Here is a 12,554-nt window from a genome sequence, read left to right as displayed (position 1 = left end):
TGATCGTCGGGTCGGGTTGTCCACCGTCTTTGCCGGGCTAGGGGCGGCAGGTCACCGGGGCGGGGGTCGATGGGGACGGATGGCTGGTGTGGCCGTGGACACGGTGGCCGGAATTCCGGCGACGTCGGCGTGCCGCTACGGCAGAGTGCAAGGGGTGACACGGCCTACCACTCCTGACCAGCCGGCGCTGCGTAGCTGGTTGCCGGGCTTCCTCGCCCTGGCGGCGATCTGGGGATCCAGCTTCCTGTTCATCAAGGTCGGCGTCGCCGAACTGCACCCCCTGCACCTCACCCTCTACCGGGTGGCGACCGGCGCGGCGACGCTGCTGGTGGTGTTGGTGCTGTTGCGGGACCGGCTGCCCGGCGGAGGCCGGGTCTGGGCGCACCTGGCGGTGGTCGCCACGTTCGGGGTGACCATCCCGTTCACCCTGTTCGGCTACGGCGAGCAACGGGTCGAGTCGATGCTCGCCGGCATCTGGAACGCCACCACACCGCTGTTCGTGCTGCCGCTGGCGGTGCTGGTGTTCCGTACCGAGCGGTTGACCGCGCGGGCCGCCGTCGGGCTCGGACTGGGCTTCCTCGGGGTGCTGGTGGTGCTCGGCGTCTGGGCGGGGGTGGGCGGGGCGCACTTCACCGGCCAGTTGATGTGTTTCGGCGCGGCGGCCTGTTACGGCGTGGCCATCCCGTACCAGAAGAGGTTCGTCGCCGGCAGCGCCCACTCCGGGCTGTCGCTCTCGACGGCGCAGCTGCTGGTGGCCACCGCCCAACTGGCCGTCGTCGGGCCGCTGGTGGCCGGAGCCCCACCGGCACCGGCCAGCCTGTCGGTGCCGGTGGTCGGCAGCGTGCTGGCGCTCGGTGCGCTCGGCACCGGGCTGGCCTTCGTGATCAACCTGCGCAACATCCGGGTGGTCGGGGCGAGCACCGCCGCGACGGTGACGTACCTGGTGCCGATCTTCGCGGTGCTGCTCGGTGCGCTGGTGCTCGGCGAGCGGCTGACCTGGCACCAGCCGGTCGGCGCGCTGGTCGTGCTGCTCGGCGTGGCGGTCGCGCAGAACCTGGTCGGCCCCCGCCGGACGCGTGCCGCCGGAGCGCCGCCCGCCGACGCCGCCCCGCCCGCCACGGGGGCGGTGGCGGGAGCCGCCGTCCGCTGAGCCGGCTCCGGCGGGGTCAGGCTCGGGCGCGGGTCCAGTCGACCAGGCGGTCCGCCGGCCAGGTGTTGACCACCCGGTCGGCGGGGACGCCGCACTGCGCGGCCCGGACGCAACCGAACCGCTGCCAGTCCAGTTGCCCGGGGGCGTGCGCGTCGGTGTCGACGGCGAACCGGCAACCGGCCTCCAGTGCCCGGCGGATCAGCCGCTTCGGGGGGTCCTGCCGCTCCGGCCGGGAGTTGATCTCCACGGCCACGTCGTGTTCGGCGCAGGCGGCGAAGACCGCGTCCGCGTCGAAGTCGCTCTCGGGGCGGGTCCGCGCCCGGTGCCCCTTGTCACCCGGGCCGGTCACCCCGGCGGGCCGGGACGACACCATCCGCCCGGTGCAGTGGCCGAGGATGTCCAGGTGCGGGTTGGCGACCGCGGTGAGCATCCGCCGGGTCATCCTGGCCCGCTCGTCGCGCAGGCCGCTGTGCACCGAGCCGACCACCACGTCGAGCCGGGCCAGCAGCTCCTCGTCCTGGTCGAGGGTGCCGTCGGCGAGGATGTCCACCTCGATCCCGGTGAGGATGCGGAACCCCCGGGGCAGCGCCGCGTTCACCGCCGCCACGTGGTCGAGCTGCCGGCGCAGCCGGTCGGCGGTGAGGCCCCGGGCCACCGTCAGCCGGGGCGAGTGGTCGGTCAGCACCACGTACTCGTGGCCGAGTTCGACGGCGGCGAGCGCCATCTCCTCGATCGGTGACCCGCCGTCGGACCAGTCCGAGTGGGTGTGGCAGTCGCCGCGCAGCGCGGCCCGCAGCGCACCGGCCGCCTCGTCGAGGTCGGTGCCCTCGGTGGCGACCAGCCGGCGCAGGTAGACCGGCTCCTCACCGGCCAGCGACTCGGTGACGCACCGGGCGGTGACGTCACCGACCCCGGGTAGGTCGGTGAGGGTGCCGGCCCGGGTCCGCTCGGTCAGCTCCGCCGCCGGCAGCGCGGCGAGGGCCGCCGCCGCCGAGCGGAACGCGCGTACCCGGTAGGTGGCCTCGTTGGCCCGCTCCAGCAGGAACGCGATCCGGCGCAGGTCGGCGACGGGGTCTCTGGCGCTCATGCCTGGCAACCTACGCGCCTGCGCCGCCGGTCGGGTGACGACCGGCGGCGCGGGGTTGGCGGGGGTGGACCGGATCAGGAGTACGGCAGCCGTACCACCGACTGGTTGCCGATGCCCAGGGTGGACGGGTTGACGCCGATCGCCGACCACACCTCCACCCGGACCGTGCCCCGGGAGAGGTTGCCCAGCGTGCCGGTGGCGGAGAACAGGCCGGCGTTCTGGGTGTAGTGCTCGTAGCCGGGCACCGGATCGGTGGCGAAGTACCGGTACGTCTCCACCCGGTCGAAGGTGCCGTCCCCGGTCAGGTCGTAGGAGATCCGGGCCTGCACCCCGTTGCCGACCGACTGGCCGGCGTCGAGGAACAGGTCGAACCCGGTCTGGCCCCCGGTGTGGGTGAGGGTGAGGCCGGTGGCGGTGAAGACCACCGGGTTGGCCGGGGTGCCGTCGTGGTTGACGCCGCCGCTGCCGGGCACCGTGGCCGTCGCCGCGCTGCCGGCCGCCCCGAGTCCGCCCCCGGCCAGCAGGAACCGGGTCGGCGAGCCGGCCGGCGGGGTGGTCGGCGGCGGGGTCGGGCTGGTCGGGGTCGGCGACGGCCCGGTCGGCGTGGGGGTCGGGGTGGGCGAGGTGGTCGGGGTCGGGCTCGGGTTGGTGCCGCCGGCCGCGTTGCCGCCACTCCAGGTGTACGCCCCGCTGGTGGCGGTCTTCCCGGCGGCCACGGTGAGGCTGGTGCCGTCGGAGAACCGCACGGTCAGCGGCGCGGCGGTGATGTTGCTGGCCACGTAGGTGCGGACGCCGTTGCGGCTGAACACGGCGGCCAGCGGGTGGCTGGCGGTGACCGTGGTGTCCACCTGGCCGAGCGCGGCGAGGTTGCGGACCCAGTGGAAGGTGTGCGCCCGGCTCTCCCCCTCCTCCGGGGTGTAGCCGGGGTTGGCCCGCAGCTTGGCCAGTGCCGCGTCCGGATCAGCGAGGGCGAGGAACTGCCAGTGGATGTCCTGCCACACGGTGGGTTCACCGCCGTTGTTGCGGACCAGCTCGGCGTAGTTCGCCCTGGTGTAGGCCGGCCGGTAGCCGAGGTAGAGGTGTCCGCCGGTGACGGGGAGCATGTTGATGCCCTGGATCATCTCCGGTTCGGCGCTGAACCAGGTCGCGTACGCCCCACCGTCGCCCCAGACCATGCCGACGGTGGAGTGCCCGAACGTCTCCGGGTAGTTCTCGTCGTCGACGTCGAACCAGTACTCCTGGATCGCGGCGGCCTGGGTGGTGTAGATGAACACGCCCGCGTCCCGGACGGCGGTGTTCCCGGTGGCCTGCCCCCACTGGATCAGTGCGTTGGCGAAGTTCATCCCCTCGGACGAGGACTCCTGGTTGTTGCCGGCGTTGAACGAGCCGTGCCCGGAGGCCCAGTCGTGCCCGGCGTAGATGTCGAAGTCCCGCAGGTAGGGGAAGCGGGTGTCGGAGCGCTGGTAGTTGTTGGCGTCCCGGATGAGCAGGTCGACCATGCCGCCGTACTGGCTCTGCGCGGCCCACGCCGGGTCGAACTTGGCCAGCGTCGCCGCCGCCGCGATGAAGTACCCGTAGTGGAAGTGGTGGTCGTTGAGTTCCTGGTCGGACCCGTACGACGCGGGGTAGCCGATCAGGGTGCCCCAGTTGCGGTCGTAGTAGAAGATCTTGGCGGTCTTGCCCGGGGTGGCGGTGAACCAGTCGGTCAGGGTGCCACGGATGGCGTTCAGCGCCGCGTTGCGGGTCTCGGTGTCGCCGACCTGGTCGGCGATCTCGGCGATCCGGGCGGCCCGGCCGAGGCCCTTGCCGGTCCAGTAGGTGTCGCCGCCGCGCTGGTCCATCGGGTTGCCCCGGACGGCGGCGAGCTGCTCCCTGAGCTGGGCGAGGTCGGTGCCGGATCCGGTGGCCACGGCGGGCACCTCGGGCAGCACGCCGTGGAACCTCATCGCGGTACGGAAGGAGGACACCCCGGTCAGCACCTTCATCCGACCGCGCGCCGACGGGTAGGTCTGGCCGAGCGGGGTGCTGCCGGCGAGCGCCTTCCACTGGTGCGGGTAGAGGCTGACCACGGTCTGGCCGGCGGTGCCCTCCCGGGCGGTGGTGGTGAACGAGTAGGTGGTGTTCACGGTGCTGGTCGCCGGGTCGTAGGTGTAGCCGACCCGGGTGCCGGTGACGTGCGCGTGGGCGTACCGGCCGTAGCTGGTGGCGAGGGTGGCGCGGGCGGTGGCGTCGGCGGTGGGCGGCAGCAGGGCGAGCGAGAAGTAGCCCTTGCCGGCCAGGGTGGAGGTGATCCGTCCGTTGGCGACGGTCCAGGTCGCGCCGGTCGGGGCGTACCCGACGTAGTCGTGGCCCCGGACGGTGAAGCCGATGGTGCCGCCGCTGTTGGACCAGACGGTGGCCGCGCCACCGGTCGGGTTGATCTGGGCGTTCCCGCCGCTGGCCTGGAAGTAGGCGAACGGCAGGCCGTGGCCGATGGTGGCGCGCAGGGTCCGGGCGCCGTCACTCCAGTACGGGGTGACCGTCCAGTCGGACCAGTCGTCGACCTTCACCACCGGTGCGCCGAGCGCGGCAACGCCGACCCGGATGTCCTCGGTGTAGGTGTACTTGAACTCGCCCACGCCGGTCGGGCTGCCGGAGACGGTGGCGGTGGACGGCGCCGAGAAGCCGAGCCCGTCGGTGAAGGTCTGGTACGACAGCGGGTGGGCGTGCAGCGGTTCGCTGTAGGAGCAGTTGGTCTTCTTCCACAGCAGCGACGACCACCAGTCGTTGGTGGGGACCGGCCCGGCGGGGGCGTTGGCGGTGGCGTACTGGCGGGGGTTGGTGGACAGGTCGCCGCAGCCGACGGGGAGCGGGCCGACCGGGTCGGTGGTGTAGCTGCCGGCGCCGACGCTGGCGGCCTCGGCGGGGGTGCCGGCGGTGCCGAGGGTGAGTCCGCCGACGAGGACGGTGATCGCGGTGGTGGTGGCGAGCACCCAGGGGGTACGGCGCCGGGGGACGGGAGGTGTCATCGGGCCTCCTCCGCGCGGGGCCGCCGGGACGACCAGCTACACGCGGTTCGTCGGAATTAGGGAGGATAGTTATTCCAGAGAGCGCTCTCTCATTCCGGGACGTTAACCGACGAGTAATACCTACGTCAATGCGTACCGTCGGTCAGCCGGCGTTCGACCCGCGGCCGGGCGCACGGGGGCAGCCGTGCTCCCGCTCCCAGGCGGTCACCGCCGCGACCGGCGACCGGTTGCCCTTGCCCCGCCAGGAGTCCAGGTACTTCGCCGGCCACACCACGCCCCGCCGGATCCACCAGTCGTCGTGCCCGGTGCACTTCGGCGACAGCCCGAAGTGCAGGTGACAGACGTTGTTGGCGTTGCCCGTCCGGCCCACCTCGCCGAGCTGCCGCCCGGCGGACACCCGGACCCCCGCGTCGATCCCCGCGCTGACCACGCTGAGGTGCGACCCGTAGTACCGCACCCCGTCGTCGCCCAGCAGCGACACCGACAGACCACCGTTGTACGGCCCCAGCGGCCCCTTGCGGTCGAACCGGTCCACCCGGCTGACCTCCAGGATCGTCCCGTCGGTGACCGCCACCACCGGCTCGCCGCAGTCGGCGAAGATGTCCGTGCCCGGGTAACCCGAGTGCGTCGGGTGGTAGGAGACGTTGCCCGCCCGTACCGGAAAGACCCGGCGCAGGGCGGCGGGGGCCGGGGTGGCCGACGACGGCGACCCGGTCGGGGCCGGGGTGGCCGAGGGCGAACCCGTCGGGGTCGCCGGCACCGTCGACCCGCCGCTCGCCGTTGCCGTCGGGTCGTCCCAGACCGGGGGCGCGACCGGTCGGTCCGTCCCGCAGCCACCCAGCAACGCCGCCACGAGCAGCAGAACGGGGTACGCCGGACGGGTGCGCCGTCGGTCGGGCCGGAGCGAGGACATTCGGCCATCCTGGCAGACGGCTACGGTGGAGGTCACACCGACAGCGGCCCCGGCCGACCCGCCGGCCCGGCCCGGCGTCGCCGGTGCGGCGCGGTCCGGTCGGCCGGAGGGGGAGCAGTGACCACGACGAACCAGCAACCCGGACCCCTGCCGCCCCGGCTCCCGTACGTCCCGTCGGGCCTCTTCCCCGCCGGGCCGCCCCGCCGGCCGACCTGGCGGGAACCGCACCCGGTCACCGGCGCGGCGGTGGCCGCGGGGGGCGCGCTCGCCGCCGCCTGGCTGGCACTCTTCGGCCTGCTCGGCCGGGACGTCAGCGGGTACGCCTGGTGGACGTTCGTCGCCGGCGCGCTGGCCTGGCTGGTCTCGCTGGCCCTGATCCGGTACGGCGACCGGGGGGCCGGCACCGGCGTCGCGATCGTCACGGCGGGTGGTTGGAGCATCGCGTTCGCGGTCGTCGTCACGCGGTGGGCGGTGAGCGCGGACTGGCCGATGTGGTGACACCGTGTCATCGCACGGCTTCGTTTGCCGCACCATCTTGACGTACTCGCTGTGACTGGGGACGCTCTTGGTATGGCCTGGAACACCCCGCGGCTCGACTCCGAGCGGAGCCGCCGCCGCCTGCAGATTCTCGCCGAGCTGGCGGGAGCCCGCGCGGTACGCCAGCGGGAACGGCCGCAGCGGGAACGCACCGAGCGGCTGCGCCAGCTCATCGCCACCCGCCGCCGCGTCGCCGGCTGACGAATTTCCCGGATTGCCGGCCCTTCGGGGCGTTGACCGCTCGGCTGCCGACCCGACCGGTTAACGTGCACGCGTAACGAGTCGGCTGTGCCGAGGTCTTTTTTGGGGGAACCATGTCGTACTTCGCTGCCGCCGCGGTGCGCGTCGAGGGCGGCTGGAGCGCCGCCGAGGTGAACCTGCGCGGCGCCACCGACGTCGACGAGGTCGCCGACCGGCTGCGCGACGTCGCGCCGGACGCCGAGGTGTCGCTGCTCTTCGTCGAGGCCGACGACGCGTACCTGGTGCTGCTGCGCCTCGACGAGGGGGAGGACCTGCGGGTCTTCGGCTCCGACTCGGCGTACGCGGAGGAGTCCCGGCTGGGCGCGCTGCTCGTCGGCGACCTCAAGACCTCGGTCACCGACCTCGACGACGTCGACGAGCCGCCGTCGACCACCGTCGGCGGGGGCGACGAGGAGAGCGGGCAGCAACCGGTCGTCGACCCGGAGGCCGACCCGGTGGGCGAGGCCGACATCCTCGCCGACCTGGGCATCTCCGCCCAACGTCTGCTCAAGCTCTGCGCCCACGAGGGGATGCTCCCGGCCGACGTGACCGCCGAGGTGTGCCAGGTGCTCGGCTGCGCCGACGAGGTCGAGGAGCTGCGTGAGGTCTGACCGACCTCCCCCCTCCCCGGCCGCCGACGACCCGGCACGGCCGTCCGACCCCGACCCGGCTCGACTGCCTGACCCCGACCCGGCCCCGCTGCCCGGCCCCGGCCCGGCGCGGCTGATCGACCCCGCCCCGGCTCTGCTACCCGACCCCGCCCCGGCTTCGCTCGCCGACCCCGGCCCGACCGATCGCCGTCAGCGGCACGAGCGGTGGATGCGCCGCGCGCTGGAGATCGCCGTCACCGGCCCCGAACCGCCCACCGGTGGCCCCGGTGACGGGATGACGCAGGACGACGTGCCGGTGGGCGCGGTCGTCTACGGCCCGGACGGCACCGAGCTGGCCGTCGGCCGCAACGAGCGGGAGCTGACCGGCGACCCCACCGCGCACGCCGAGGTGCTGGCGCTGCGCCGGGCCGCCGCCCGGTTGGGCCGGTGGCGGCTGGACGACTGCACGCTGGTGGTGACGCTGGAGCCGTGCACGATGTGCGCGGGCGCACTGGTGCTGGCCCGGATCTCCACAGTCGTCTTCGGGGCGTGGGAGCCCAAGACCGGGGCCGCCGGCTCGCTCTGGGACGTCCTGCGCGACCGTCGCCTCAACCACCGGCCCGAGGTCTACGCCGGGGTCCTGGAGACGGAGAACGCCGCCGTCCTGCGCGCCTTCTTCCGCTGACCCCGCGTCGGGCCGACGGGACCGGGCGGGTCGGGTTGGGTTGGGGCGACGGGGCCGATGTTGCGGTATCGCCGGGGTGGGACACCGCAACATCGGCCCCGTCGAGCCGTCGAGCCGTCGAGCCGTCGAGCCGTCGAGCCGTCGAGCCGTCGAGGCGTCGAGGCGTCGAGCCGTCGAGCCGTCGAGGCGACGGTCAGCGGGTGACGGCGGTGTCCAGGGCGATCTCCACCATCTGGCCGAAGGTCTGCTCGCGTTCCTGCGCGGTGGTCTTCTCGCCGGTCTTGATGTGGTCGCTGACCGTCAGCAGGGTCAGCGCGCGGGCCCGGAACCGCGCGGCGATCGTGTAGAGGGCGGCCGACTCCATCTCCACCGCCAGCACGCCGTAGTCGGCCAGGGTGTCGTACAGGTCCGGCCGGTCGGTGTAGAAGGCGTCGGCGGCGAGGATCGGACCGACGTGCATGGTGATGCCGCGCCGCTCGGCCACCTCGACCGAGGTGCGCAGCAGCCCGAAGTCGGCCACCGGGGCGTAGTCGATCAACCCGTCGAAGCGCATCCGGTTCATGTTCGAGTCGGTCGACGACCCGATCGCCGCGATGACGTCGCGTAGCCGGAGGTCCTCGGTGAGCGCGCCGCAGGAGCCGACCCGGATCAGGGTCTTCGCCCCGTACTCGTTGATCAGCTCGTGGGCGTAGATGGACGCGGACGGCATGCCCATGCCGGACCCCTGGACGGAGACGTCCACGCCGTTCCACCGCCCGGTGAAGCCCAGCATGCCCCGCACCGTCGAGTAGCAGGTGGCGTCCTCGAGGTAGGTCTCCGCGATCCACTTGGCCCGCAGCGGGTCGCCCGGCATCAGGACCCGCTCGGCGATCTCGCCCGGCTTCGCGCCGATGTGCGTACTCATGGCAAAGATCCTGCCAGGCCGCCCGGAGCGATACCGGTGCGGCATCCGAACCGGGGTTCCTGTACCCTCGTCGGCGGTGGCGTGTCCGAGTGGCCTAAGGAGCACGCCTCGAAAGCGTGTGAGGGTTTACGCCCTCCGCGGGTTCAAATCCCGCCGCCACCGCTCTGTAGCAGGCGAAACGCCCGGGCGATCCGTGAGGATCGCACCGGGCGTTCCGCTTGTGGTCCCAGTCTCCGGCCCCGCCTGTACGAGCCGGACCGGTCCGGGCGCCCTCGTGGGCCGGGACTACCGGTTGTCGGGCCGGTGGTCGGTCAGCCGGTCCAGCACCGCGTAGACGGCGACGGCGGTGAGCATCGGGTTCACCGTCCCCGGCACCTGCCAGGCGAGCATGCCGAGCAGGGCGGAGACCGCCAGGATGACGAGAATCCGGAGCGGAAGGTCCGGTGCGGAGTGCGGCGTTCCGGCGGGCTGACGTAGCCTCATCTGCGGATGTCCTTTCTGGTGGGAGATCCCTGACGGCACCCGTTGCAGCGGGTGCCGTCGCGCTTTCGGGCCTTCCTCGGCGCGACGGACAACGTTTCGGGACCGTGCATATGCACGTGCAGATGCACGTGCATATTGATGATAGGGCACCCGGCGTCACAGTGGGATCCCCCGTGCGTGATCGACACGAAGCAGGCCGGCGGAACCGGGCGCGCCGGCCCACCACGCGGGGTCACCCGGCCGGCGCGTGGGTGAGCCGGTAGGTCGCGTCGAGCGCGTCCGACTCCAGCAGCACGGTGACCGGTCCGGCCGGCAGCGAGCAGGTGATCGTCCGCCCCACCGAGTAGCCGCTCGGGCCGCAGTAGCGGACTCCCTGGGCGTCGAAGACCGACAGCCGCGCATCGCCGGCACCGGCCGTCCGGGACCAGGTGAAACTCTGCCGGGCGGCGTGCTGGTCGGCCGGCACCGAGAGGCAGACCGCGAACCGGTCCGGGCCGGTGGTCACCGTGGACCCCGCCGCGTCGCCGGCCAGCACCGGGCAGGCCGGCGGGCCGTCCACCCGGGCCACCCCGAAGGTGTACGAGGTGGAGGGGTAGCCGTCACCGGCGCTCAGCAGCACCGAGTGCGGGGCCGGCCCGGTCAACGCGCAGGCGTACTGGCGCAGCGAGTAGTAGTCGCACACCTCGTCGCCGGTCGCGTCGACCACGCTCATCTCCGGCGTGGTCGCCTCCGTCGCGTCGCCCGGCAGCAGCCCGACCACCCGTGCCCCGGCCGGGCTGGGCAGCCGCAGGCAGCGGTACTGCGCGGGGGCCTCGAAGGTGCCCTGCTGCGGTGCGTCCCGCCAGCCGGTGTCGGAGACGGTCGGGCAGCCGGTGACCTGCCAGGGTAGTAGCGCGAAGGCGTGCTGGGCGTCGTTGTCGATCACCGTGTGGATCATGCTGCCGTCGAGGACCAGGGTGTACCGTCCCGCCGCCGGCACCGCGCAGGAGATACCGGTGCAGAGCTTGTGCCCGGTGGAGTCGTAGACGTTGCCGTACCGCCGGTAGTTGTCGTCGGTCATCGCCTTGACCCGGTAGGTGCCGGCGGCGGGCAGGTCGAGGATCCGGCACCGGATGCCGCCCAGCGCCCCGGCGGGCGCGGCGTCGTACTCCCCGGGCGTGATCGTCGGGCAGCCGGCCGGGTCGGAGAGCCGGCGCACCTGCAAGCGGTACGTCAGGTCGACGCTGTCGGTCTGCCACCAGCTCAGGTACGTGATCACCCGGTAGGTGCCGGTGGCGGGCAGCACACAGCCGTCCTCCTCCTCTTCCGAGGACCCGGTGCAGATCGCCGTGCCGGTGGAGTCGACCAGCCAGGCCCAGGCGTCGTTGTACCTGTCGGGCGCGACGTAGGTGACCATCCGCTGACCGGCGGTGCCGGTGAACGGCTGGCAGTTGGTCTGCACCTGGGAGGTCTGGTGCAGCCGGAGGGCGGCCTGGTCCCAGGACGTGCCGGTGGTCGGCGCGCAGCCGTCGGTGCCGTCGAGGCGGGTCACCGCCACCTGGTAGTCGATGGCGGTGCCGAAGTCGTTCCGGTTGAGCATCAGCAGGGTGTACGACCCGGCGGCCGGGACCGGGCAGGCCCGGCGGGAGTCGTACTCGGAGCAGACCTGGTCGCCGGCGGCGTCGTACATCGTCCAGGAGAGGTACTGGTCGTGGTACTGGTTGAGCCGGACCAGCAGCGGTCCGGCGGCCGGCGTGGTCACCACGTGGCAGCCCACCTCCTCCTGCTGGCTCACCGTCCCGCTGCCCACGGCCGCGCCGGGATCACCGAACGGGGCCAGTGGCACGGCCGGGCAGCCGACCGGGTGCGACAGCCGGGGCATCCGCAGGGTGTACGCGCTGGCGGTGCCGTACTGCTCCCGCAGGAGGAGCCGGTACGGGCCGGGCCGGTCCAGGGTGCACCGGTCGACGTACCGCACCTCGCACAGCGGCTGGAGGTGGGCGTCGAGGACCTCCCCCCGCACGTCGAACTCCCCACTCGGGTCGTACGTCCGCAGCACCGAGTGCACCGGCTGGTCGAAGCGGAAGCAGTGGGCCGCCGTGCCCGCCGCCAGGGTGCCGGTGACCCCGGGGGAGGCGAAGGAGAAGAACGACTCGGGCAAGTCCCGACACGTCGACGGGGTGCGGGTGGACTCGACGGCCAGGGTGTAGTCGCCGCGGCCGGTGGGGTACGACAGCTTGACGGTGACCGTGTAGGTGCCGGCCGGGCCGAGCTGGCAGCTGTCCGAGTCGACGCCGAACCAGCAGACGTGCGCGCCGGCGGAGTCGGTGACCCAGCCCTGGGCGTGGTCGCCGCTGCCCCGAGTGAGCTGGGTGACCAGGACGTCCTGGTCGGCGGAGGTGGTGACCGTCCACCGGTGCTGCTGCGTGTCGATGATCGCCGCGCACGTCACCACGGTGCCCAGCGGCAGGACCCCGCCGCAGGTGCGCCCGGGGCGGGGCGCCTGCGGTGGCGCGGTGCGGGTGGCGGTGCGTACCGGCGGCTCGGTTTCCTCGGCCGCCGGCGTTCCGGCGGCTGCCGGACGCCCGGCCGTCACCCCCGGCGTGCTCGCCGCCGAGGCGGGGCGACCCGCCGCCGTTCCCGGCCCGACCGGTGCCGTTCCCGGTGCGGCGGGCGCGGGGGCCGGCGTCGGCGCTGCCGGCCGCGCACCGGTCGCGGTGTCGCCGCCCGACGGGTTCGTCGTCGGTCCGGCCGCCAGGGTGGCCGATGGTCCGATCAGGATGGTCGCGGCGACGGTGGCGCCGACCACCAGCCACCTCGCGCGCGGTCGGCGGTACGGGCGTGTGGACAGCTGCGTTCTCACCATGACTCCCCCGTGGGCTACCGCGCCGCTGCGCGGGCGAGCAGATGATTCCACGGTGGTCGATCATGAGCCATCGGATACTCGGCTGGTCCGCCGGATACCCGCCCGGTCCGCG

Annotated in this window: 10 protein-coding genes, 1 tRNA gene and 1 pseudogene; 6 read left to right on the top strand and 6 right to left on the bottom strand. The window is 73.3% G+C overall.

The features are described 5' to 3' along the window. Positions 1-154 precede the first annotated feature (154 nt). Positions 155-1,284, top strand: a pseudogene (locus O7625_RS05555) (DMT family transporter); the annotation flags it as partial. Here O7625_RS05555 and O7625_RS05550 read toward each other — a convergent pair. The 3 genes from O7625_RS05550 to O7625_RS05540 all read right to left on the bottom strand — a co-directional run bounded on the left by O7625_RS05550 (position 1,167) and on the right by O7625_RS05540 (position 6,158). Next, entirely contained in the window at positions 1,167-2,237 is a 1,071-nt protein-coding gene (locus O7625_RS05550; RefSeq protein ID WP_282344798.1) for a PHP domain-containing protein, read from the bottom strand. The pseudogene O7625_RS05555 and the gene O7625_RS05550 overlap by 118 nt on opposite strands. 74 nt (positions 2,238-2,311) lie before the next feature. Further along, entirely contained in the window at positions 2,312-5,245 is a 2,934-nt protein-coding gene (locus tag O7625_RS05545) for a glycosyl hydrolase (RefSeq protein WP_282344795.1), read from the bottom strand. A 142-nt stretch (positions 5,246-5,387) separates the two neighbouring features. Further along, entirely contained in the window at positions 5,388-6,158 is a 771-nt protein-coding gene (locus O7625_RS05540; protein ID WP_282344793.1) for a M23 family metallopeptidase, read from the bottom strand. A 117-nt stretch (positions 6,159-6,275) separates the two neighbouring features. On the opposite strand from O7625_RS05540, the gene O7625_RS05535 reads away from it, so the two are divergent. The 4 genes from O7625_RS05535 to O7625_RS05520 all read left to right on the top strand — a co-directional run bounded on the left by O7625_RS05535 (position 6,276) and on the right by O7625_RS05520 (position 8,210). Further along, entirely contained in the window at positions 6,276-6,656 is a 381-nt protein-coding gene (locus O7625_RS05535) for a hypothetical protein (RefSeq protein ID WP_282344792.1), read from the top strand. A gap of 72 nt (positions 6,657-6,728) precedes the next feature. Further along, entirely contained in the window at positions 6,729-6,896 is a 168-nt protein-coding gene (locus tag O7625_RS05530) for a hypothetical protein (protein WP_168222581.1), read from the top strand. 113 nt (positions 6,897-7,009) lie between these two features. Beyond that, positions 7,010-7,546, top strand: a complete 537-nt coding sequence (locus O7625_RS05525; protein ID WP_282344788.1) for a tRNA adenosine deaminase-associated protein — start codon at positions 7,010-7,012, stop codon at positions 7,544-7,546. 208 nt (positions 7,547-7,754) lie between these two features. Then, entirely contained in the window at positions 7,755-8,210 is a 456-nt protein-coding gene (locus O7625_RS05520) for a nucleoside deaminase (RefSeq protein WP_282346814.1), read from the top strand. Between the two features lie 193 nt (positions 8,211-8,403). Here O7625_RS05520 and deoD read toward each other — a convergent pair whose 3' ends face one another. Then, entirely contained in the window at positions 8,404-9,114 is a 711-nt protein-coding gene (deoD, locus tag O7625_RS05515; RefSeq protein WP_282344786.1) for a purine-nucleoside phosphorylase, read from the bottom strand. Between the two features lie 75 nt (positions 9,115-9,189). On the opposite strand from deoD, the gene O7625_RS05510 reads away from it, so the two are divergent. Further along, positions 9,190-9,276 (top strand) — tRNA-Ser (locus tag O7625_RS05510). Between the two features lie 123 nt (positions 9,277-9,399). Here the strand turns inward: O7625_RS05510 and O7625_RS05505 are convergent. Both O7625_RS05505 and O7625_RS05500 read right to left on the bottom strand, forming a co-directional pair. Then, positions 9,400-9,597 carry a hypothetical protein gene (locus O7625_RS05505; protein ID WP_282344783.1) on the bottom strand — a complete coding sequence of 66 codons (198 nt, stop codon included), beginning with the start codon at positions 9,595-9,597 and terminating at the stop codon, positions 9,400-9,402. A 232-nt stretch (positions 9,598-9,829) separates the two neighbouring features. Beyond that, on the bottom strand, positions 9,830-12,385 hold the full coding sequence (locus O7625_RS05500) for a hypothetical protein (RefSeq protein ID WP_282344781.1): 2,556 nt from the start codon (positions 12,383-12,385) through the stop codon (positions 9,830-9,832). Positions 12,386-12,554 lie beyond the last annotated feature (169 nt).

This window comes from Micromonospora sp. WMMD714, from assembly GCF_029581315.1.
GTDB classification, from domain to species: Bacteria; Actinomycetota; Actinomycetes; order Mycobacteriales; family Micromonosporaceae; genus Micromonospora; species Micromonospora rifamycinica.
This window is presented reverse-complemented; position numbering and strand designations above follow the sequence as displayed.

What these genes read in the sequence shown, in the direction of transcription:
- O7625_RS05550 (WP_282344798.1), bottom strand. Translation starts at nt 2,237, where the DNA reads ATGAGCGCCAGAGACCCCGTCGCCGACCTGCGCCGGATCGCGTTCCTG.
- O7625_RS05545 (WP_282344795.1), bottom strand. Translation starts at nt 5,245, where the DNA reads ATGACACCTCCCGTCCCCCGGCGCCGTACCCCCTGGGTGCTCGCCACC.
- O7625_RS05540 (WP_282344793.1), bottom strand. Translation starts at nt 6,158, where the DNA reads ATGTCCTCGCTCCGGCCCGACCGACGGCGCACCCGTCCGGCGTACCCC.
- O7625_RS05530 (WP_168222581.1), top strand. Translation starts at nt 6,729, where the DNA reads ATGGCCTGGAACACCCCGCGGCTCGACTCCGAGCGGAGCCGCCGCCGC.
- O7625_RS05525 (WP_282344788.1), top strand. Translation starts at nt 7,010, where the DNA reads ATGTCGTACTTCGCTGCCGCCGCGGTGCGCGTCGAGGGCGGCTGGAGC.
- O7625_RS05520 (WP_282346814.1), top strand. Translation starts at nt 7,755, where the DNA reads ATGCGCCGCGCGCTGGAGATCGCCGTCACCGGCCCCGAACCGCCCACC.
- deoD (WP_282344786.1), bottom strand. Translation starts at nt 9,114, where the DNA reads ATGAGTACGCACATCGGCGCGAAGCCGGGCGAGATCGCCGAGCGGGTC.
- O7625_RS05505 (WP_282344783.1), bottom strand. Translation starts at nt 9,597, where the DNA reads ATGAGGCTACGTCAGCCCGCCGGAACGCCGCACTCCGCACCGGACCTT.